A 21,329-nucleotide genomic window follows, 5' to 3' on the forward strand; every position below is an offset into this window, starting at 1 on the left:
CTCGCGCTGGCCAGGCACACCAATCGCCGGCTCGGCGACGTCGCGCCGCTGCCCGGCACCGTGCTGCCCGCGCTGAGCACCGCCGCCGCGGCCGAGGGCGCGACCGTGCACGCGGTCACCGGGATCGAGGCGCTGGCCGAGGCCGCGGCGCTGCTCGGCGCCAGCGACCGGGTCCGCTACCTGACCCCGCAGCTGCACGCGCAACTCTACGGCGAATTGCGCTGGCCGGGAGAGGATGTCCGCACCGGTATCGACGTGCGCACCCTCGACCCGGCGCCCGACGAACTGGCCAAACTCCAGGTCGGCAGGCGCACTGATGTGATGGATCGGCTGCGCGAGTGGTCGGCGGGCAACGCGCTGGGCGAATTCACCGTCGATCGGGTGCGTTCTAGCTCGGCGTTGGTGGCGATCGGTTTCCGCGCGCGAGCAGCGGGTACACCTGATCTGGCCGACTACGCGAGGGCTGGTGCCGCAGTGGAAAGGGTGTGGCTACGGGCGCAACTACTGGGGCTGGCGGTGCAGCCGGTGTCCCCGGTGTTCCTCTATGCCGACCGGCGCGAGGATTTGCGCATCGTTTCTTCCGAGTTCACAGATACACTTGCCAACATTCAGAGGCTTTTCCAGGACCTGCTGGGGATCCCTGAGGATGAGAACGTGGCATTGGTTCTTCGTCTGAGCTACGCCGCGGCTGCGAGCGTTCGCAGTCGACGGTTGCCGGTGCCCGGCGGTAGGAACGACGGATAGCGCGGATCGGAGACAACGTGCCTCGGCAAACGCTCGACTCACTGGTGACCCAGGTCGCCTCCGAGTTGATGGGTGTCGACGCCACGACCATGGTGTCGGCGAGCGAGCGGGTGCTCGCCTCCCTCGTCGAGCATTTCGACGTCGACGTCAGCTATCTGCGCCACACCGATCGCGCCAAGCGCGCGACCGTGCTGGTCGCCGAATGGCCGCGCCGCCCCGACGTCCCCGATCCCGACCCGCTGCACACGGTCGAGTTCGAGCACGCGGATTCGGTGTTCCGTGCCCTCGAGTTCGCCACCGAACCGCTGATCGTGCGGCCCGGCGCCGACAGCGACGACTACCAGGAGACGATCCGCAAGTCCTCGGGCATTCCCGAGGTGGCCATGGCCTGCGTGCCGCTGGTCTCGCGCGGCGAGTCGACCGGCGTGCTCGGTTTCGTGAAGATGGGCGACCGGGCCTGGTCCAAGCGGGAACTCAACGTGCTCAAGGCCATCGCCGCGCTGTTCGCCCAGTTGCAGGCGCGCGTGGTCGCCGAGGAGAAGCTGCGCTACATCGCGCTGCACGACGATCTGACCGGGCTGGCCAACCGCCGCGCCCTGCTCGAATACATGGAGGAGCGGCTGCGCGCGGGCGAAGCGGGCCCGGTCGCCACCTTCTTCCTCGACCTGGACCGGCTCAAGGCGCTCAACGACTTCCTCGGCCACAGCGCGGGCGACAACTTCATCCGCACCCTCGCGCGCCGGCTCAAACAGAACCTGGAACCCGGCGACATGATCGCCCGGCTCGGCGGCGACGAGTTCGTCATCGTGCCCGCCGCGCCGATGGACGCGGTCGCCGCCGAACTGGAGGCCACCCGGATCCAGCAGCTCATCGGCCGGCGGGTCTCGGTCGGGCAGGAATCGGTCAGTCGCGGGGTGAGCGTCGGTGTGGCGCTGGGCATTCCGGGGGAGACCTCGGTGTCGGACGTGCTGCGCCGCGCCGATCACGCCCTGCTGTCGGCGAAGTCCGGCGGCGGCAACGGCGTCGCGGTGTTCACCGACGCCATGCGCGCGCAGTTCGAACTCCAGGACGACGTCGAGCTCAACCTGCGCAGCGCGGTGTCCGACGGCTCGCTGGTGCTGCACTACCAGCCCGAGGTCGACCTGCGCACCGGCCGGATCGTGGCCCTGGAAGCGCTGGTCCGCTGGCAGCACCCCACCCGCGGGTTGTTGCCGCCCGGCGCCTTCGTCTCGGTGGCCGAGGCCACCAACCTGGCCGGTGAGCTCGGCCGCTGGGTGATCCGGTCGGCCTGTTCGCAGTTCGCCGACTGGCGCCGCCGCGGGCTGGCCGCCAATGTGGTGATCCGGATCAATGTGTCGCCGGTGCAGCTGGTGAGCGCCGATTTCGTGGAGCGCATCGAGGACATCCTGCGGCTGTTCGGGATCGACGGCAGTTCGGTCTGCCTGGAGATCACCGAGCATGTCGTCGTGCAGGATCTCGTGCGCACCAGGCTCACCCTGCGCGGACTCAAGCGGATGGGCGTGCAGATCGCCATCGACGACTTCGGCACCGGCTACAGCTCGCTCTCGCACCTCAAGGCACTGCCGGTCGACGCGGTGAAGATCGACCGCGGTTTCGTGCAGCGCCTCGGCGACAGCAACGACGACCTGGCGATCGTGAAGTCGATCATCGGCCTGGCCGGCTCCTTCGGGCTCGGCGTGGTCGGTGAGGGTGTCGAGACGCCGATGGCGGCCAGGACCCTGGTCGGGCTCGGCTGCTACCGCGCGCAGGGCTTCCTCATCGCCCGGCCGATGCCCGCCGAGGAAGTCGAAGCGCAACTGCGGGAAGGGCGCATTCCCCTCGACCTCGATCTGCCACGCGCGGGACGCGGCGTGGCACCGAACTGATCGTGACGATATCGGCAGGCGGATGGCTGCTGGTGGAGACCCTTGCCGGGGAGCTCGCGCCGACGCTGGTCGCGGTGGACGCGCACGCGCGCGACTGGCTCCCGCCGTCGCGGTGGTCGCGCGCGCTCGGCCCGACCCGCGCCCGGCTGCTGCGCGAGGCGGTGGACCGGTGCCGGGACCGCGGCGAATCCACCCGTGAGGTCGTCGGTGCGACGCTGGTGCTCGCCGAACCGGTGCGCTGCGCGTTCGGCGGCATCCACGGCGTGCAGGTCTGGACCGGCCCTGCCGACGCGCCGGTGCGGCCCCGCCGCCGGGTCGCGGCCTGGGATTGGGACGCCATCACCGAACTGGCCCATCACGGTCCCGGCCTGGAGGAACTCGTCTTCGCCAGGGCACCCGAGCACGTGCGGGTGATCCGCACCCCGCCCGACGCGTTCGGCCGGATGGTCCGCTTCGACGGCCGGGTCGACTACTTCGCGATGGCCACCGAGCTGGCGCCGGGCGGCCGGTGGCAGGGCCAGGTCGACATGCTCGGCGACGACGAGTGTCCTCGCCGGTTCCAGATGATCACCAGGGCCAACCCCGGCGCGCGCCGGGTGAGCGCGCTCATGCACGCGATCCCCGAACTCGACGACGACGCCGCGGCGGTCGACCCCGACATCACGATGCTGCGCGCGGTCTCCCAGCGCAGCGGCGTCGGCGTCGGCCTGATCCTGCTGTCCTCCGCCCTCATCTACGAGTGGGCGGGCGACCCACCACCCCCACTGGACCGCTGGGCGGTGGAACGCCCCACCGTCGACCCGATCGACCTCGCCGCCCTGCAAGCCGCCTGCGCCGACGCCGCCCTGCGCCCCGGCACCTCCCGTCGCCTCGCGCTGCGCGTCCGCTTCGCCGAGTCCGAGTGGATCCGCGCCCACGCCGAACTGGTCACCATCACCACCGCCGCCACCGGCCACGGCCTGCTCCGCGTCTGGTCCGACGACTCGCCGGGATCGGTGTAGCCGGTTACCGTCGTCGGCGGGCTTCCTACCTGATCGGCTGGGGTGGCTGCTGAATGTAGGGGTCCGGCCGGAACGGTTCGCAGGAGCGGCGGGCATCCTCACCCATGATCGGATCGTTGTCGACGACGAGCAATCGCGGTGAATCCGAGGTCTTGCCGGCGCCGTCGGGTTCCGTCGTCAGAGCCACTGTCGATCTGAATGCGATGAATGTTTCGGCTGGTGTGCTCAGTTCCAATTGACCGTTGGCGCCGATGCTGTAAGCGCCAGGTGTATCGTACCTGCAGGAAACGACCTCCCATCGGGCGGGAGAAATTTCATTCACCCCCACTGCGCGGTAGAGTTTCCCCCCTGTTTCAGGGATAGGGGTGATGGACAGCCAATGATTTCGATTCTCATAGCTGACGGCGGCTAGAATGTCAGGTGGGGTGACCGGGTCCTGGCGGCGTATCCATTTTCGGATCAGTATTTCTGTTTCGATGACTGCTTTCGCTGCTGCTTGTTTTTCTGCGCTCAGCGGTGCGCTGGTATCCCAGTCGAACTGAATTGGTGGGTAGGGAAAATCTCTATCTGTAGAAACTGAAGCGGAAGTCGAAGTATTCGAGGGGGTGACGTTCGTGTTGTCGCCGGTGCAGGAGGGCGCCGCGATGGCGACGGTCACAAGGATTGCGATGGTCAGACTTCTCGCCTTATGCGCAGAGTGGTTCATGTTCGCTTACTTTTGTTCCTGGGTTCCGGTTCGAGTCGCTTCTAGTTTGTAGTAGTCTGTGCCCAAGCCCAGTGCTGTTTGCGTACCATTCGTATTCATGTAGTTGGTTATCGACTGCTGGAGCCCGCGATCCTGCATGTATTGATCCACCAGCTTCGCTGTATCTTCTGATACGCCATTGCTCAAGTTGAATGGTTGGCAATCCGCGAGTCGGCGTTGCGCAGCGCCGTGGTGATATCGCGAATCTCGATGGCCAGCCTGCGACCTTGGTCGTTCTCCTCGTGGAAACGGTCGTAGGCGGCCAGGGTGGCGAAGAAGTCCATGACCTCGAGCCGGTTCTTGAATTCCTGGTCGGTGGTCTGGACGTTGTCGGCGCACTGATTGACGATGCCCGCCAGCTTTCGCATCCGCTCGGCGATCCGCAGCCACGCACCCTCGGAGTACTCGCCTGCCTTCGCGCACGCAGCCCCGATCTCGACAAGCAATCCCCCTCCGGCCAAACAAGCCTGAACTTTCAGTCGGTCGACCCTACAAGATTCGTCCAGTTCCTCTGGGCGCCCGAGTGCCGATCTCTTTCCCCGGTGTTCACGTACCGTTCCACGGCCCGGTTCCGGAGTGCACCCGTGTCGCTGAACGATCGGGAGGGTGCGCATCGTGCAGCTCGCCAACTTCTACGGCCCGCGATCGGGCGGGTTGCGTACCGCGCTGCATCACCTCGGGGAGGGGTATGTGGCGGCGGGGCACGAAGTGGTGTTGATCGTGCCGGGGGCGCGGCGCAGTGAGGAAATGCTGCCGACCGGGGCATTGCGCATCACCTTGCCCGCCGTGGCTATCCCGTGCACCGGCGGGTATCGGGCGGCCGATCCACGTCGGGTCGCCGATGTGCTCGGTGGGTTGCGGCCCGACGTGCTCGAGGTCTCCGACCGGCTCACGCTGCGCGGATTCGGGCGCTGGGCCGGGCGGCGCGGGGTGGCGAGCGTGATGATCTCGCACGAGCGGCTCGACCGGCTGCTCGGTCAGTTCCTGCCGGGGCCCGCCGCGCGCCGGTGCGCCGATGTCGCCAACCGCCGCACCGCCGACGACTACGACATGGTGGTGTGCACGACGGATTTCGCGCGCGAGGAGTTCCAGCGCATCGGCGCGCCCAATGTGGAACTGGTGCCGCTGGGTGTCGACCTGGACCTGTTCAGCCCGCGTCGGCGTGACCGGAGGCTACGCGCCGACCTCGGGGTCGACGGGTATCCGCTGCTGGTGCATTGCGGGCGGTTGTCGGTGGAGAAGCGGGTCGACCGCAGTATCGAGGCGGTGGGCGCGCTGCATCGGGCCGGGCTGCCCGCGCGATTGGTCGTCGCCGGTGACGGTCCCCGCCGCGAATCGCTCGAACGCCGCGCCCGCACCCTGCCCGCGCTGCCCGGCGGCGCGCCGTCGGTCCACTTCACCGGCTTCATCAGCGACCGGTCCATGGTCGCGAAACTGCTTGCCACAGCGGATGTCTCACTCGCTCCCGGCCCGCACGAGACCTTCGGCCTCGCCGCGCTGGAAGCCCTGGCCGCGGGCACCCCGGTCGTCGCCAGCCGCTCCTCGGCGCTGGCCGACATCGTCACCGCCGAATGCGGCGCCATCGCCGCCGACCGCCCCCGCGCCTTCGCGCAGGCCGTCACCGATGTCCTGGCCATGCCGACCTCGGGCCGCCGCAAGGCCGCCCGCACCCGCGCCGAACAGTTCACCTGGCCGCGCGCCGTCGCGGGCATGCTCGCCGTCCTCGACCGCTGACCCGGACCGGCGGGCCACCCGGTCGGCTGGGCTGTGCTGTGATGCCACCTGGTCGGCTGGGCTGTGTCGTGATCGCCGCCCGGCCGACTGGGCTGTGCTGTGGTGCTGTTCGGCGAGCAGGGCGGTGCCGTGATGCCACCTGGTCGGCTGGGCCGTGCCGTGATCGCCACCCGCCGACCAGGGTGGAACCGCGCGTGCTGACACCCCCGAACGCCGTGCGGTGCGGTGGTTCAGCTCTCGCTGCGGGCGGCCAGAACCGCTTCGTACAGGTCTTTCCTGGAGGCGCCGCGCCCGGCCGACACCTCGGCGCAGGCGTCCTTGAGCCGCAACCCGGACTCGACCAGGGCCTCCACCTCGGCGACCAGGTCGGCGGGGTCGGCCGAGACCGGCTGCGCTCCGGCGAGCACCACGGTGATCTCGCCGCGCGCGCCCTCGACGGCCCAGGCGGCCAGCTCGCCGAGCGTGCCGCGCACGACTTCCTCATAGGTCTTGGTGAGTTCGCGGCAGACGGCCGCGCGCCGGTCGGGGCCGAGCACGGTGACGGCGTCGGCCAGGCAGTCGGCCAGCCGGTGCGGCGCTTCGAAGAAGACGCAGGCGCGCTGTTCGGAGGCCAAGGTGCGCAGCCACTCGCGGCGCTGGCCGCCCTTGCGCGGGGCGAAACCGTCGAAGCAGAACCGTTCGACCGGCAGCCCGGACAGCGCGAGCGCGGTGGTGACCGCGGACGGGCCGGGCAGGCAGGTGACCGGCAGATCGCGCTCGACGGCGGCCGCGACCAGACGATAGCCGGGGTCGCTGACCGACGGCATGCCCGCGTCGGTCACCAGCAGCACGGTCAGCCCGCTCGCGAGGTCGTCGAGCAGGGCGGGGATGCGGGCGGTTTCGACATGGTCGTAGAAGCTGACCACCCGGCCGGTGATCTCCACGCCGAGCGCCTTGGCCAGGGCCTTGGTCCGGCGGGTGTCCTCGGCGGCGACCACATCGGCCGAGCCGAGCGCGTCGCGCAGTCGCTGGGACGCGTCGCCGATGTCGCCCATCGGTGTAGCCGCTAAGACCAACACAGTGTCGCCCAGCCTCTCCGGTAGTTTGGGTCATTCTGTCAGGCGAGCGGGTCGCGCCGGTTCGCGCGTCGGAGGAGGGGGACAAGTGTCGGGTCGGACATCGCTGGGCGCACCGCCTACGATCGGGGCGTGATCCCGGTGACCGAAACGCGTGCGCTGCCACCGTCACGGCCCGCCTCGGCGCTGGTCGGTCCGGCTCCGCTGCGACCCGCCCCCGATTTCGGCCCGCTCGACACCGCGCGCGGCTGGGCGGTCACCCTGGTCCTCACCGCGATCGCCGCGATCACCCGCTTCGCGAACCTGAACTATCCGACCGACGCGCGCACGCCCGTCTTCGACGAGAAGCACTACGCGCCGCAGGCCTGGCAGATGGTCACCGGCGGCGGCGTGGAGGACAACCCCGCCTACGGCCTGGTGGTGCACCCGCCGGTCGGCAAGCAGTTCATCGCGATCAGCGAGGCCCTGTTCGGCTACAACGCGTGGGGCTGGCGCGGCACCGCGGCGCTGGCGGGCACCGTGCTGGTGCTGCTGGTGATTCGGATCGTGCGGCGCATGTCGCGCTCGACGCTGATCGGCGCCTTCGCCGGCATCCTGCTCATCGCCGACGGGCTGACCTTCGTCTCCTCCCGCATCGGCATGCTCGACATCTTCATGGCGCTGCTGGTGACCGCCGCGTTCGGCTGTCTCATCGTCGATCGCGACGACGTGCGCGAACGCCTGGCCCGCGCGGATCTGGCGGGCCGGGTGGGGATCACCGACTGGGGACCGCGACTCGGCGTGCGCTGGTGGCGCTTCGGCGCGGGCGTACTGCTCGGACTGGCGTGCGGCACCAAGTGGTCGGGCATCTACTTCATCATGTTCTTCGGCCTGCTCAGCGTGGCCTTCGACGTGCGTGCCCGGCGCGCGTACGGGGTGCGCAGACCGTGGGTCGGCACGCTGGTCCGCGATGTCGGGCCCGCGCTGTACGCGCTGGTCGTCATCCCGCTGGTGGTGTACCTGTCCTCGTACTGGGCCTGGTTCGCCAGCGAGTCCGGGGTGTACCGGTACGCGGTCGGCAATCAGATCGGCACCGACGGCCCGTTCGCGTTCTTGCCCGACGCGCTGCGCTCGCTCTGGTACTACCAGGGCGAGACCCTCGACTTCCATTCCAGCCTGACCAATTCCGCGGGCAACCACCATCCGTGGGAATCCAAGCCGTGGACCTGGCCGATGGGCCTGCGCCCGATGCTCTACTACTACGCCGACGGCACGGTGACCGGCTGTGGCGAGGCGCAGTGCGTCAAGGCCGTGATGGCCGTCGGCACGCCGGCGCTGTGGTGGCTGGCGCTGCCCGCCCTCGGCTGGATGCTGTGGCGCTCGGTCGTGCGCAGGGACTGGCGCTACGCGGCGGTGCTGGTGGGCTACGGTGCGGGCCTGCTGCCGTGGTTCCTGACCCTGGACCGGCAGATGTACTTCTTCTACGCGGTGGTGCTCGCGCCGTTCCTGGCGATGGGCGTCGCGCTGATCCTCGGCGACATCCTCGGGTCGGCCCGGCCCGCCGGGATACCGCGTAGTCCCACCGGCACCTATCTCCCGGCCCCGGTCAACGAGCGCTACGCCCTGGGGCTGCTGATCGTCAGTATCTACCTGGGCCTGGTGATCGCGAACTTCGTCTGGTTGTGGCCGATTCTCACCGCCCAGCCGATCAGTCCCGCCAGCTGGCAGGACCACCTCTGGCTCCCGAGCTGGCGCTAGGGGCGTGGGTCAGCTGTCCAGCGCGCGTCGGACGAAGTCGACCGCGTCGGAGTCGGGCAGGCCGAGCCGCCGGATGGTCGCGACGTAGTCCACGGCCGCGCGACCGGCGATATCGCGGGTGGGGTCACCCGAGGAGGCGATGAAAGAGCCCTGGCGGCCCCGGGTTTCGAGGACGCCGTCGGCCTCGAGCTCCCGGTAGGCGCGGGCGACGGTGTTCGGCGCGATGCCGAGATCGGCGGCCAGCGCGCGCACGGTCGGGATCTTGGTGCCCGCGCTGAGCGTGCCCGCGCGGACCTGTTCGATCACCGCCATGCGTAACTGCTCGTAGGGCGGTTGAGCGGAATCGGTGGACAGCTCGACGTGGAACACGCTCGCTCACACCTCGTCTCGGGCCAGGGGGCAGGACATGCAGCGCGGACCGCCACGGCCGGAGCCCAGCTCCGAACCCTGGATGGTGAGCACCTCGACACCGGCGTCGGTCAGCCGCGAATTGGTCATCTCGTTGCGTTCGTAGGCCACCACCACGCCCGGCGCCAGCGCCAGGGTGTTGTTGCCGTCGTCCCACTGCTCGCGTTCGGCGGTCGGCCCGTCGCGGCCGGTGTCGATCACCCGCAGCTTCGCGATGCCCATCGCGGCGGCCGCGGCGGGCAGGAACGGTTCGGGTCCGGAGATGCTGATCCGGTCCAGGTCGCCGCGCCCGGAGAAGCCGTCCTCGCGGCGGATCGTGAACGCCTGCAAGGTTTCCCGCACACCCGGGTACATCACCACCGCGTCGGTGTCGACCATCGTGCACACGGTGTCCAGGTGCATGGTGGCGCGGTTCTGCGCGATCGGCACCACCAGCACGGTGTGCGCGAGATCGTCGTCGAAGAGGCTGCGCGCCAGCGCTTCCGCGCCCGCCGGCGTGGTCCGCTCGCCGACGCCGACCGCGACCACCCCCGGCGCCAGCAGCAGCACGTCACCGCCCTCGATCGGCGCGGTGTGCGATTCGTAGGCGCGGCGCACGCCGAGGAAGCGGGGGTGGAAGGCGTAGACGAGATCGGTGATCGAGGTCTCGCGGATGCGGGCGGGCAGCGCGAGGGAGGTGATCGCCACCTTCGGGCCGACCCAGAACGAGGAGTCGCGGGTGAACAGCAGGTTGGGCAGCGGATCGATGACGAAATCGCCGCCGTGGTGCATCCGGCGCACCAGCGAGGTGGTGTCGGGGCCGAACGGCAGCTCGTCGAAGGTCATGCCCGCCATCAGGATGTCGGCGAGCTCGCGGGCCTCGACCTTGCGCAGCTCGGCCGCGAGCTGATCGGCCAGGCCGTGGCCCAGCCGACGGGCGTCGACGGCGGCGGAGATACCCTGGATCCTGGCCGCCCCGCTCACCGCGAGCGTCTCGGCGAGCAGGTCCGACAGCAGCAGTACTTCCACGCCGCGTTCGCGGAGCAGGGCGGCGAAGGAATCGTGCTCGGCTTGGGCGCGTTCCACCCACGGGATGCCGTCGAAGAGCAGCTGATCGTTGTTGCTCGGGGTGAGCCTGCGCAGTTCGTCGCCGGGCCGGTGCAGCAGCACCGTCCGGAGCGTGCCGACCTCGGAGGTGACGGCCAAGCGCGAGTCGGGGGCGGTTCCCATGCGGAAACCGTAATCCGCCGAGCGCGCCTCGGCACGGAAGACCCGCAGACCCGGCGGGTGCGGAGTCCAGCCGTTTTCGTACACGACACGAAAACCTCAAGTATTGTTGAGGGCGAAAACGGGAGGAGCGCAGATGACGACGGCCGATTGGCAAACGAAGGAGCTGACCCCCGGGCAGCTTTCCGATCGTAGTGGAGTTGCAGTGTCCGCGTTGCACTTCTACGAACGTGAAGGTCTCATATCGAGTCGTCGAACCAGTGGCAATCAGCGGCGCTACGCTCGCGAAACGCTGCGCCGAGTGGCCTTCATCCGCATCTCCCAGCGCGTCGGCATCCCACTCAGTGAGATTCGCTCGGCGCTGGACCGGCTCCCCGAAGGGCGCACCCCCACCCGCCGCGATTGGGAGACACTGTCCACCACCTGGCGCGAGGATCTCGACGATCGCATCACCCAGCTCACCCGCCTGCGCGACAACCTCACCGGCTGTATCGGCTGCGGCTGCCTGTCACTGGGCTCGTGCAAGCTCGTCAACGAGCACGACCGGCTCGGCGCGGAGGGGCCGGGCGCGCGTGTGCTCGACGTTCAGCTGAACTGCCCGCCGCGCTCCGGCTGCGTCTAGCCGGGTCCGCGGCGCGCGCGCCCGCGGTGCGGCATCATCGCGGGTATGACCTCTCTGGACGCGAAAGCCAAGACTCTGCTCGAACTGCACCAGCCCGGAAATCCGGTGGTGCTGCCGACCGTGTGGGACGCCTGGTCGGCGAATGTCGCTGTGGCCGCCGGTTTTTCGGGGCTGACGCTGGGTAGTCACCCGGTCGCCGATTCGGTCGGGCGCAGTGACGGCGAAGGAATGACCTACGACGAACTGCTCGCGCGGGTCACTCAGGTGACCGGGGCGGTGGACGTGCCGGTGTCGGTCGACATCGAGTCGGGCTACGGGCTCGAGCCCGCGCGGCTCATCGAGGGACTGCTCGCGGCCGGCGCGGTCGGGCTCAATATCGAGGACACCGTGCACAGCGAGGGCAAGCGGCTGCGCAGCCCCGAAGAGCACGCCGAGCTGGTGGGCGGGCTGCGCGCGGCCGCCGACGCGGCGGGCGTGCACGTGGTGGTGAACGCGCGCACCGATCTGTTCCTGCGTCAGGACGGGGACGAGGCCGACCGGGTCGATCGGGTGATCGCCCGGCTGCGACTGGCCGCCGACGCGGGCGCGGACTCGCTGTATCCGGTGGGCTGGCACGCCGACGACGTCCAGCGCAGGCTCACCGCCGAACTGCCGTTGCCGGTCAACGCGATCGCGCAGCCGGGGACCCCGGCCAAGGAGCACCTCGCCGGACTCGGCGTCGGCCGGATCAGCTTCGGGCCGCTGTTGCAGGCGGCACTGGGCGTGGAAGCGGGCAAGCTGCTGGCCGCCTGGACCTGAGTCACGCCGGTGGCGCACGGCGAGCGGCCGTGCGCCACGGCGTCCTACTCCTTGGGCTCGACGTAACGCGGGAACACCGGTTCCGGGGCGGGCAGGTCGATCCCGGGTACCAGCGGCGTGGCGATATCGGCGAAGGCGCGGCCGTCCTGGGCCAGCAGGTCCAGGATCTTGGCGGCCGAACCCGGCATCACCGGCTGCACCAGGATCGCCACGATCCGGACCACCTCGAGGGTGACGTAGAGGACGGTGGCCATCCTGGCCAGGTCTTCCTCGGTACCCGACTTGCGCAGCGCCCACGGGGCATTGGCGGAGAAGTACCGGTTGGTCTCGCCGAGAGTCAGCCAGATGGCCTCCAGCGCGAGGTGCATCTGCTGGGCGTCGAAATCGGCGCGGCAGCGCTCCAGCAGGGCATTGGCGCGATCGAGCAGCGCCTGGTCGTCCGCGGTGAACGCGCCCGGAGCCGGCGCCTTGGCGTAGCAGTTCTTGTTGACCATGGTCAGGCTGCGCTGGACCAGGTTGCCGAACTCGTTGGCCAGGTCGGCGTTGATCCGGCCCGCGATGGCGTCGTTGCTGTAGCTGCCGTCCTGGCCGTAGGAGATCTCGCGCAGCAGGAAGAAGCGCACCTGGTCCAGGCCGTAGGTCGACACCAGGGCGAGCGGGTCGACGACATTGCCCGTCGACTTCGACATCTTCTCGCCCTTGTTGTACAGGAACCCGTGCACGAAGACGCGGTCCGGCAGTTCGATCCCGGCCGACATCAGGAACGCGGGCCAGTACACCGTGTGGAACCGGGTGATGTCCTTGCCGATGATGTGCACGTTGGCGGGCCAGAACTTCTGGAACGCCGCCGAATCGGTGTGCGGGAAGCCGACGCCGGTGAGGTAGTTGGTGAGCGCGTCGACCCACACGTACATCACGTGATCGGGGTGGCCGGGCACGGGGACGCCCCAGTCGAAGGTGGTCCGCGAGATCGACAGATCCTTCAGGCCGGCCTTGACGTAGCTCACGATCTCGTTGCGCCGGGTCGCGGGCGCGATGAACTCGGGCCGCTCCTCGTAGAGCGCCAGCAACTTGTCCTGGTACTCGGAGAGCTTGAAGAAGTAGTTCGACTCCTCGGTCCAGGTGACCGGGGTCTGGGTCTCGGTCGAGACGCGGGTCCCGTCGTCGAGGAGGGTGGTCTCCTCCTCGGTGTAGAAGGCCTCGTCGCGCACCGAGTACCAGCCCGAGTAGTTGCCCAGGTAGATGTCGCCGTTGGCGAGCATCTTCTCCCAGAGCGCGACGCTGGCGGCCTTGTGGTCGGCGTCGGTGGTGCGGATGAAGCGGTCGAAGGAGATGTCGAGCGCCTTGTCCATCGCCTCGAAGACGTCGGAGTTGCGGGCCGCGAGCTCCTGCACCGGGATGCCCTCGGTGGCCGCGGTCTGCTGCATCTTCTGACCGTGCTCGTCGGTGCCGGTCATGAAGAACACGTCGTAGCCGTCGAGTCGCTTGAACCGGGCCAGCGCGTCGGTCGAGATGTACTCGTACGCGTGCCCGATATGCGGCGCACCGTTCGGGTACGCGATGGCCGTCGTGATGTAGAAGGCGGGCGCCTCGGCGCCGTCGGGTGCGCTCACGACTGAGCCTCGCTGGCGCTCAGCTCAGTCCTGACCGCAGATGCGGCTGTGCTCGTCCGCTCGCTTCGCTCGCTCATGATGCGAACTACTGTAATCCGCGTGGCAAACCAGAATCGTCCGGCTCCGCCCCTTCCGCCGCCGCTCGCGCCCCTGATCGACGCGCACACCCACCTCGACGCGTGTGGCGCGACCGATGCCGCCTCGACCACGGCGATCGTGGATCGCGCGGCCTCGGTCGGTGTCGGGCACGTGGTGACGGTGGCCGACGATCTCGCCGCCGCGCAGTGGGCCGTGCGGGCCGCGCAGTGGGACCCGCGCGTCTACGCCGCGGTCGCGCTGCATCCGACCAGGGCCAACGCCCTCGACGACAAGGCCAAGGCCGAGCTCGGGTCCCTGGCCACCGACCCGCGGGTGGTCGCGATCGGTGAGACCGGCCTGGACTACTACTGGCCCGGCAAGCTCGACGGGTGCGCCGACATCGAGACCCAGATCGAGGGGTTCCGCTGGCACATCGATCTGGCCAAGCGCGTCCGCAAGCCGCTGATGATCCACAATCGCGAGGCCGACCACGACCTGCTCACGGTGCTGCTCGACGAGGGTGCTCCGGACACCGTGATCTTCCACTGCTTCTCCTCCGACGCCACCATGGCGCAGGCGTGCGTGGCCGAGGGGTATGTGCTCAGCTTCTCCGGCACGGTCAGTTTCAAGAACGCGCACGAGCTGCGCGAGGCGGCCCAGCTGGTGCCCGACGATCAGATCCTGGTCGAGACCGACGCGCCGTACCTGACGCCGCACCCGTATCGCGGTGCGCCGAACGAGTCGTACTGCCTGCCCTATACGGTGCGCGCACTGGCCGAGGTACGCGAGCAGGACCCGGACGAACTGGCGGAGATCACCACCGCGAACGCGCGCAGGCTCTACCGGATCCGCTGAGTCCGTTTCGTCCGGCCGGAAGGGGGCTGGACATCAAACGTGTTTCGGGTCACATTCGCCGGTCATAGTCGTTATCTACCAGCGACGTCTATATCGAATCGTGACCTGCGATCCCGCTGATCGGGGCGCTCGGTGTTGTCCGAGGCAAACCTACTCGTTATCGTTCTGTAACCATGTCGGCTTTTGCGCGGATCAACTCGTCTCGCTCGCCGCTGCTGTACGCGGCGGTGGCGGCCATGCTGCTGATTCTCATGGTCGGTGCCTCCTTGGCCATCGTGAACCACAAGACGGTCGCCCTGGTCGTCGACGGTGAGCGGACCGAGCTGACCACCATGTCCCGCGACGTGCGCGCCGTCCTGGCCGACGCGGGCTACGAGCTCTCCGAGCACGACGCCGTGACCCCGGCCGCCGGGAGCAAGGTCGCCGACGGCGCCACCATCACGCTCAATCGCGGCCGCGAGATCACCGTCTCCGTCGACGGCGCCGAGCGCAAGGTGTGGACCACGGGTCTGACCGCGGGCGACGCGCTGGCGCAGATGCAGATCCCGGCCGACACCCATGTCGTGCCGACCCGCACCGAGAAGCTGCCGCTGGCCGGCGCCGCGCTCAGCGTGTACACCCCGCGCACGGTCTCGCTCGCCGACGGCGGCGCCGCCCCGGTCGACGTGCGCCTGGCCGCCGCCACCATCGGCGAATTCCTCACCGCCGCGGGCATTCCGCTCGAGGATCAGGACTTCACCGAGCCAGCCGCCGATACACCGCTCACCGAGGGTATGAAGGTCACCGTCACCCGGCAGCGCGTCGAACAGCGCACCGAGACCCTGCCGCTCGATCCCACCGAGCTGGTGATCGAGGACCCGACCATGAACATGAGCCGCACGGTCGTGGAGAACCCGGGCGTGGCCGGGCTGCACGAGGCGACCTTCGCCGTCACCCTGACCAACGGCGTCGAGTCCAGCCGCGTGCAGACCAACTCCAATGTCATCACCCCCGCCCAGCCCAAGACCATCCGCAAGGGCGCCAAGCCGGGCACCGAGGTGCCGCCGGTGCGCGACGGCGCGATCTGGGACGCGCTCGCGCGCTGCGAGTCGACCGGCAACTGGGCCATCAACACCGGCAACGGCTACTACGGCGGCATCCAGTTCGACCAGAGCACCTGGGAGCGCCAGGGCGGCCTGAAGTACGCCCCCCGCGCCGACCTGGCCACCCGCGAAGAGCAGATCGCCATCGCCGAGGTCACCCGCGCCCGCCAGGGCTGGGGCGCCTGGCCCGCGTGCACAGGACGCCTCGGCCTGAGCTGAGTTGTCGGAGCGCTGGCGCGCTCGAGTCGCGGCCGACTTCGTCGGCCTGCCCCTCCTCGGGGTCGGGCGGGTGGAGCTGGGTAGGTGGGATGGGTATCTATCCGGGGTTGTTCGGCGGGTCGGGTTGACCCGGGGAGTTGGCACGGTAGGTTGCACTCGTTTCGCCGGGTCTGTGTCTCGTGCGTTGTCCCGGCTCGTCGAGTCGAGGGTGGTTGTGATGCGTGGGGTTTCGGCCTGGCGGCGGGCGGCTGTCGCGATCGTGTTGGCGGCCGGTGCCGGGGTGTGCGTGCCGATGACGCCCGCGCACGCGCAGACGCCGGGGACGGTGATCGCGGTGATTCCGCAGGCCGACGGATTCCACGGGATGTCCGGCGCACAGGTCGTCGACTACTGGACCCGGGGTGTCGGCGGGGTGACGCAGCCGGCGAGCGGGGCGCTGTATCTGCCCGAGGGTGACGCGCCCGCCGGCGGCTGGCCGGTAGTCGCCTTCGACCACGGGACGACCGGGCTCGGCGCGGGCTGCGGTGGGCAGTCCGATCCGGCGGGCGCGCCCTGGCCGGAGTCGCAGGCGCCGCAGGACGAGTTCCTGCGGCATCTGGTGGCGCAGGGGTATGCCGTCGTCGCGCCGGATTACCTGGGGCTCGGGCGGTTCGACACGGGGCCGCATCCGTATCTGGGCATCGACACCGAGGCCACCGCCACTCTGGACCTGCTGCGGGCGGCGCGTTCGGTGCGCTCGGATCTGTCGCCGGTGTGGGTGGCGGCGGGCATGTCGCAGGGCGGGCAGGCCGCGCTCGGCACCGGCCACCGGCAGGCGAGTTACGCGCCGGAGCTGGACTTCCGCGGAACCATCGCCATCGACCCGGAATCCGATGTCGAGAAGGTGGCCACCCTGCTCGGGCCGGGTAATCCGGATCGGGTCAGCGGCGGCATCCTCGGTTTCTCGGTGAGTATTCTGGCCGGTCTGCGCGCGGCCAGGCCGGATGCGCAGGTCGACAGCTACCTCAGCCCGCTGGGACGCCAGGTCCTCGACGAGATCGGCACGCTGTGCCAGGACGCGATCGACGAGCGGGTCGCCGATCTCACGCTCGGTCAGTTGCTCACCCGCTCGCTCGGCGAGGAGCCGTTGCGCTCGGTGATGGCCGACTACATGGCCGTCCCGACCAGCGGCTACGACGCCCCGATCCTGCTGCTCGTCAACGCCACCGACCGCACGGTGCCCTCGCCGCTGCACGCCGCGCTGGCCGCCCAGTTCACCGCGAACGGTGTCGACTACACATCTGTCGTCGGTACCGGCAAACACTGTGAGCTGAACCCGGCGATGATCGCCGCGGTCGACGAATTCCTGGCCCGGGCGCGCTGATCTGCCCCACGCTCGCTCCATTGCAGGTCCTGAGCGGTGTCCTGGCTACCGATCGGCGAACTGTACGATCGTCCAGTTCGTTGCTCCCGATCGGCCGGAAAGGTCACCCCCTGATGCCGAAGACCCTGAGCCGCGCTGCCATCGCAGCCGCCGTCACCGCCGCCGCGCTGGTGAGCGCCACCCACGCGCCCGCTTCGGCGGAACCGGGCGGAGTGCTCGCTGTCGAACCGCGACCCGTCGGATGGCACGGGATGTCGCGTGGCTCGGTCGTCGAATACACGACCCTGGACTCGGCCGGTGTCGAGCGTCCCGCCAGCGGTGCGCTGTTCCTGCCCGAGGGCGACGCGCCCGCCACCGGCTGGCCGATCATCGCTTACGACCACGGCACCCTCGGCTCCGGGCCCGGTTGCGGCGGCCAGGCCGATCCCGATCTCGCGCCACTTCCGGTGAACCGCGCCGCCGAGGACGCGCTGATCCAGGGCCTGGTCGAGCAGGGCTTCGCCGTCGTCGCGCCGGACTACCTGGGGCTGGGCCGCTTCGACACCGGTCCGCACCCGTACCTCGAGGTGCGCAGCGAGGCCACGGCCACGATCGACCTGGTACGCGCCGCCCGGGCGGCCACGCCCGAACTCTCGCGCACCTGGAGCGTCGTCGGCGCCTCGCAGGGCGGCCACGCCGCGCTCGGCACGGCGCACCTGCAGGCGAGCTACGCACCCGAACTCGACTTCCGCGGCACCGTCGCCGTCGACCCGGCCTCCGATGTCGAGAAGGCGCTGCCGCTGCTCGGCCCGTGGTTCCCCGAGGCCGAGGGCGCCGCGGGTCTGTCGGCGTTCACCGTCAGCATCCTGGCCGGGCTGCGCGCCACCCATCCCGAGGCGGAGGTGGACTCCTACCTCACGCCCAAGGGCAAGGAGATCGTCGATGCCGCGGGCGGGCAGTGCATCGATGGGATCGTGGCCGATCTCGCCGGGCTCGGTCTGGGCGAGTTGTTCGCGCGGCCGCTGTCGGAGGGCCCGCTGCGGACCGCGCTCGCCGCGTACATGACCGTGCCGACCAGCGGATACGACGCCCCGATCCTGTTGCTGATCAACGCGACCGACGCGGTGGTGCCCTCGCCGCTGCACGCCGCGCTGGTCGCCCAATTCGCGGCCGGTGGTGTGGACTTCGAGGCGGTCACCGGTTTCGGTCAGCACACCGTGCTCAACCAGCAGATGAAGGACGCGCTCGCCGATTTCGTCGACCGCGTCCACCAGGCGCCGCCGCAGCGCTGAATCCCGGGACCGATCCGGGCCCGAACCGCCTCGGCGACATCGGGTTCGGATCGACGGGCGCACCGGGCGTGAATCTGTACACTCGTCCAGGTCCTGGTCGCCGGTGGAGAGATGGATCCGTGCTGAAGAACCCGATCCGCGCGACGGTGGTCGCCGCAGTCACGGCGTGCGCGCTCACCGCCGCCACCTTCGCCCCCGCCGCGGCGCAGTCGCCCGGCTCGCTCATCGGCGTCGAGCCGAAACCGGCGGGCTGGCACGGCCTCGCGCGCGGCTCGGTCGTCGAGTACTGGATGACCGACTCGGCCGGCGTCGCGCGCCCGGCCAGCGGCGCGGTCTATCTCCCGGACGGTGAGGCCCCGGCCACCGGCTGGCCGATCCTGGCCTACGACCACGGCACCTCGGGCTCGGGTCCCGGCTGCGGCGGCCAGGCCGACCCCGAACTGGCGGCGCTGCCGCAGCATCGCGCCGCCGAGGACGCGCTGATCAAGCGATTCGTCGATCAGGGCTACGCCGTGGTCGCCCCGGACTACCTGGGCCTCGGCCGTTTCGAGACCGGCCCGCACCCGTATCTCGAGGTGCGCAGCGAGGCGACCGCCACCATCGATCTGGTCCGGGCCGCCCGCGCCGCCGATCCCGGCCTGTCGCGCACCTGGAGCGTGCTCGGCGTCTCGCAGGGCGGGCACGCCGCCCTGAGCACCGGGCACGTGCAGCAGAGCTACGCCCCCGAGCTGGATTTCCGCGGCACCATCGCGGTCGACGCCGCCTCCGACGTGGAGAAGGTGCTGCCGTTCATCGGCCCCGACCTGCCGGAGATCCCGGTGCTGTCGGCGGCGACCTCGTTCGTCGTCAGCATCCTGGCCGGGCTGCGCGCCACCCACCCCGAGGCCGACGTCGACTCCTATCTGACGCCGCTGGGCAAGTCGCTCGTCGACGCGGCGGGTGAGCGCTGCCTGGACGAGATCATCGCCTCGGTCAAGGGCTTGTCGGCGCGTGAGCTGCTCGCCCGCCCGCTGACCGGCCTGCGCGATGTCCTCGCCGCCTACATGACTCTGCCGACCAGCGGCTACGACGCCCCGATCCTGCTGACCATGAACGTCACCGACACGATCGTGCCGTCCCCGCTGCACGCGGCACTGGTCGCGCAGTTCGCGGCCAACGGCGTCGACCAGCAGGTGATCCCCGGCACGGGCACGCACGGCTCGGTCTCGGCGGAGCAGCGCGCGGCGATGGACGCCTTCCTCGCGCGTGTCCACGCCGCCCCGCCGCAGCGCTGAGCTGCTCGATCGGCCGGGTTGGTAGGTTCTAGCGGTGCCCGAACCAGAGATTCCCGCGCGCGGTAGCGCCGCATTGCTCGGTCCCGCCGAGGTGCGGACGCTGGCCGAACGTTTCGGCGTCCGGCCGACCAAACAGCTCGGGCAGAACTTCGTGCACGACGCGAACACGGTGCGCCGCATCGTCACCGCCGCGGGCGTCGGTCCGCGCGACACCGTGCTCGAGGTCGGTCCCGGTTTGGGCTCGCTGACCCTGGCGCTGCTCGACGTCGTCGACCAAGTGGTTGCCGTCGAGATCGACCCGGTGCTGGCCAACTACCTGCCCGAGACCGTCGCCGATCGCGCTCCCGGCCTGGTCGATCGCCTGCGGGTCGTCGAGGCCGACGCGCTGCGCGTGCGTCCCGACCAGCTGCCCGCCGAGCCGACCGCGCTGGTCGCGAATCTGCCCTACAACGTGGCGGTCCCGGTGCTGTTGCACCTGCTCGCGGTGCTGCCGAGCATCCAGGTGTCGCTGGTGATGGTGCAGGCCGAGGTGGCCGACCGGCTGGCCGCCGAACCGGGCAACCGGGTCTACGGCGTGCCGAGCGTCAAGGCCGGCTTCTTCGGCAAGGTGCGGCGCGCCGGCGCGGTCGGCACGCAGGTCTTCTGGCCGGTGCCGCGCGTCGAATCGGGCCTGGTCCGTATCGATCGCTACGCCGAGCCGCCGTGGCCGATGGACGAGGCGCATCGCCGTCGCGTGTTCGAGGTGATCGACGCCGCGTTCGCGCAGCGCCGAAAGACGTTGCGCTCGGCGCTGTCCGGCTGGGCGGGCTCGCCCACGGAGTCCGAGCGCAGGTTGGTGGCGGCCGGCATCGATCCGACCGCCCGCGGTGAGACGCTCGACACCGCGGCGTTCGTCCGCCTGGCCGCCCAGGGCTGATCCGCGAATCGCGGGCGCGCGCAGCCGAACCTCCAGTACACCGGCTGTTCATCGGGACTCACGCGCGCACCCTGTGAAAGCAATTGTGGACAACCGGTTTTCGCCGCCGCCGGAGTTGATCATGATGCACGAACGACGTCACCGGTCCGGGACGAAAACCACCGACGGCACGCCGCCGGACGCAGATGTGGATGACGCTGTGGATGATTCATGGCGTCCAGCCCCCGAATGAACCATCGGTAAACGCGCCCTCCGCACCACCACGTTTTCGGCCGCCTCGCGTCCGAGGAGCGAGACGTAACGCCGAAGGCGCAGTATCGCCCCTCGGACGCGAGGTCACGAGGCCGAAAACCCGCGGCGCCAGCCGCCTTCTACTCAGCCAGCGCGTAGCCCGCCTCGTCGACGGCGGCGGCGACCTCGGACTCGGTCAGCTCGTTCGTGCTGTCGACCTTGACGAGACCGCTGGCCAGGTCGACATCGACGCTGGTGACACCATCGATCTTGCCGATCTCCTGCTTGACCGAGCTCACGCAGTGTCCGCAGGTCATCCCCGTGACGGTGTAGGTGGTGGTGGCCATGGCCGACTCCTTCGCTCTTCGATCATACGGTCCAGGGGTATGTCCCCGACACGAACGAACATACCCCCCATGGGTATTAGGCGCAAGCCCCTGCCCGGCCACCTGCTGTGGCGTGGCTCTCCCTGCCCGGTGGGGCGCGGATTC

19 protein-coding genes and 1 pseudogene are annotated in these 21,329 nt (G+C 69.8%); 13 read left to right on the plus strand and 7 right to left on the minus strand.

What is annotated here, in order from left to right; genetic code table 11:
• The 3 genes and pseudogenes from ATM97_RS07395 to ATM97_RS07405 form a co-directional block, all read left to right on the plus strand.
• A pseudogene (locus ATM97_RS07395) lies at nt 1–744 on the plus strand (hypothetical protein); the annotation flags it as partial.
• A gap of 68 nt (nt 745–812) precedes the next feature.
• Nucleotides 813–2,630: a bifunctional diguanylate cyclase/phosphodiesterase gene (locus ATM97_RS07400; RefSeq protein WP_218717232.1), complete on the plus strand. Its 1,818-nt coding sequence runs from the start codon at nt 813–815 to the stop codon at nt 2,628–2,630.
• A gap of 2 nt (nt 2,631–2,632) precedes the next feature.
• On the plus strand, nt 2,633–3,631 hold the full coding sequence (locus ATM97_RS07405) for a GAF domain-containing protein (RefSeq protein WP_218717200.1): 999 nt from the start codon (nt 2,633–2,635) through the stop codon (nt 3,629–3,631).
• Nucleotides 3,632–3,656: 25 nt separating this feature from the next.
• Here the strand turns inward: ATM97_RS07405 and ATM97_RS07410 are convergent, their stop codons facing one another.
• Nucleotides 3,657–4,337, minus strand: coding sequence for a hypothetical protein (locus tag ATM97_RS07410; RefSeq protein ID WP_218717201.1), 681 nt, complete (start codon nt 4,335–4,337; stop codon nt 3,657–3,659).
• Between the two features lie 182 nt (nt 4,338–4,519).
• On the minus strand, nt 4,520–4,822 hold the full coding sequence (locus ATM97_RS07415; RefSeq protein WP_218717202.1) for a hypothetical protein: 303 nt from the start codon (nt 4,820–4,822) through the stop codon (nt 4,520–4,522).
• A gap of 160 nt (nt 4,823–4,982) precedes the next feature.
• On the opposite strand from ATM97_RS07415, the gene ATM97_RS07420 reads away from it, so the two are divergent.
• Nucleotides 4,983–6,110, plus strand: coding sequence for a glycosyltransferase (locus tag ATM97_RS07420; RefSeq protein WP_218717203.1), 1,128 nt, complete (start codon nt 4,983–4,985; stop codon nt 6,108–6,110).
• A 230-nt stretch (nt 6,111–6,340) separates the two neighbouring features.
• On the opposite strand, the gene rsmI is transcribed toward ATM97_RS07420, so the two are convergent.
• Nucleotides 6,341–7,180: a 16S rRNA (cytidine(1402)-2'-O)-methyltransferase gene (gene rsmI / locus ATM97_RS07425; protein WP_218717233.1), complete on the minus strand. Its 840-nt coding sequence runs from the start codon at nt 7,178–7,180 to the stop codon at nt 6,341–6,343.
• A gap of 117 nt (nt 7,181–7,297) precedes the next feature.
• On the opposite strand from rsmI, the gene ATM97_RS07430 reads away from it, so the two are divergent.
• Entirely contained in the window at nt 7,298–8,902 is a 1,605-nt protein-coding gene (locus tag ATM97_RS07430) for a dolichyl-phosphate-mannose--protein mannosyltransferase (protein ID WP_218717204.1), read from the plus strand.
• Between the two features lie 9 nt (nt 8,903–8,911).
• Here ATM97_RS07430 and ATM97_RS07435 read toward each other — a convergent pair whose 3' ends face one another.
• Together ATM97_RS07435 and arcA are read right to left on the minus strand one after the other, a co-directional pair.
• On the minus strand, nt 8,912–9,271 hold the full coding sequence (locus ATM97_RS07435; protein WP_218717205.1) for a GntR family transcriptional regulator: 360 nt from the start codon (nt 9,269–9,271) through the stop codon (nt 8,912–8,914).
• A 6-nt stretch (nt 9,272–9,277) separates the two neighbouring features.
• Entirely contained in the window at nt 9,278–10,519 is a 1,242-nt protein-coding gene (gene arcA / locus ATM97_RS07440) for an arginine deiminase (protein WP_218717206.1), read from the minus strand.
• Between the two features lie 133 nt (nt 10,520–10,652).
• Between arcA and soxR the strand changes: the two genes are divergently transcribed.
• Complete coding sequence (soxR, locus tag ATM97_RS07445; RefSeq protein WP_218717207.1) at nt 10,653–11,138, plus strand: redox-sensitive transcriptional activator SoxR; 486 nt, start codon at nt 10,653–10,655, stop codon at nt 11,136–11,138.
• Between the two features lie 45 nt (nt 11,139–11,183).
• Entirely contained in the window at nt 11,184–11,936 is a 753-nt protein-coding gene (locus ATM97_RS07450) for an isocitrate lyase/phosphoenolpyruvate mutase family protein (protein WP_218717208.1), read from the plus strand.
• Nucleotides 11,937–11,980: 44 nt separating this feature from the next.
• On the opposite strand, the gene metG is transcribed toward ATM97_RS07450, so the two are convergent.
• The gene (gene metG, locus ATM97_RS07455) at nt 11,981–13,549 is read right to left on the minus strand and encodes a methionine--tRNA ligase (RefSeq protein WP_218717209.1); all 1,569 of its coding nucleotides are present in this window, start codon (nt 13,547–13,549) and stop codon (nt 11,981–11,983) included.
• Between the two features lie 78 nt (nt 13,550–13,627).
• On the opposite strand from metG, the gene ATM97_RS07460 reads away from it, so the two are divergent.
• The 6 genes from ATM97_RS07460 (at nt 13,628) to rsmA (ending at nt 20,607) form a co-directional block, all read left to right on the plus strand.
• Complete coding sequence (locus tag ATM97_RS07460; protein ID WP_218717210.1) at nt 13,628–14,482, plus strand: TatD family hydrolase; 855 nt, start codon at nt 13,628–13,630, stop codon at nt 14,480–14,482.
• 173 nt (nt 14,483–14,655) lie between these two features.
• Entirely contained in the window at nt 14,656–15,783 is a 1,128-nt protein-coding gene (locus ATM97_RS07465) for a resuscitation-promoting factor (RefSeq protein ID WP_218717211.1), read from the plus strand.
• Between the two features lie 217 nt (nt 15,784–16,000).
• A complete protein-coding gene (locus ATM97_RS07470; RefSeq protein WP_218717212.1) occupies nt 16,001–17,146 on the plus strand; it encodes an alpha/beta fold hydrolase in 1,146 nt (381 codons plus the stop codon).
• 113 nt (nt 17,147–17,259) lie between these two features.
• Entirely contained in the window at nt 17,260–18,417 is a 1,158-nt protein-coding gene (locus ATM97_RS07475) for a lipase family protein (RefSeq protein ID WP_218717213.1), read from the plus strand.
• A gap of 119 nt (nt 18,418–18,536) precedes the next feature.
• Nucleotides 18,537–19,691: a lipase family protein gene (locus tag ATM97_RS07480; RefSeq protein WP_218717214.1), complete on the plus strand. Its 1,155-nt coding sequence runs from the start codon at nt 18,537–18,539 to the stop codon at nt 19,689–19,691.
• Nucleotides 19,692–19,725: 34 nt separating this feature from the next.
• Entirely contained in the window at nt 19,726–20,607 is an 882-nt protein-coding gene (rsmA, locus tag ATM97_RS07485) for a 16S rRNA (adenine(1518)-N(6)/adenine(1519)-N(6))-dimethyltransferase RsmA (RefSeq protein ID WP_218717215.1), read from the plus strand.
• 371 nt (nt 20,608–20,978) lie between these two features.
• On the opposite strand, the gene ATM97_RS07490 is transcribed toward rsmA, so the two are convergent.
• Nucleotides 20,979–21,185, minus strand: coding sequence for a heavy-metal-associated domain-containing protein (locus ATM97_RS07490; RefSeq protein WP_218717216.1), 207 nt, complete (start codon nt 21,183–21,185; stop codon nt 20,979–20,981).
• Nucleotides 21,186–21,329 lie beyond the last annotated feature (144 nt).

This window comes from Nocardia sp. MH4, assembly GCF_019266065.1.
Lineage (GTDB): Bacteria > Actinomycetota > Actinomycetes > Mycobacteriales > Mycobacteriaceae > Nocardia > Nocardia canadensis.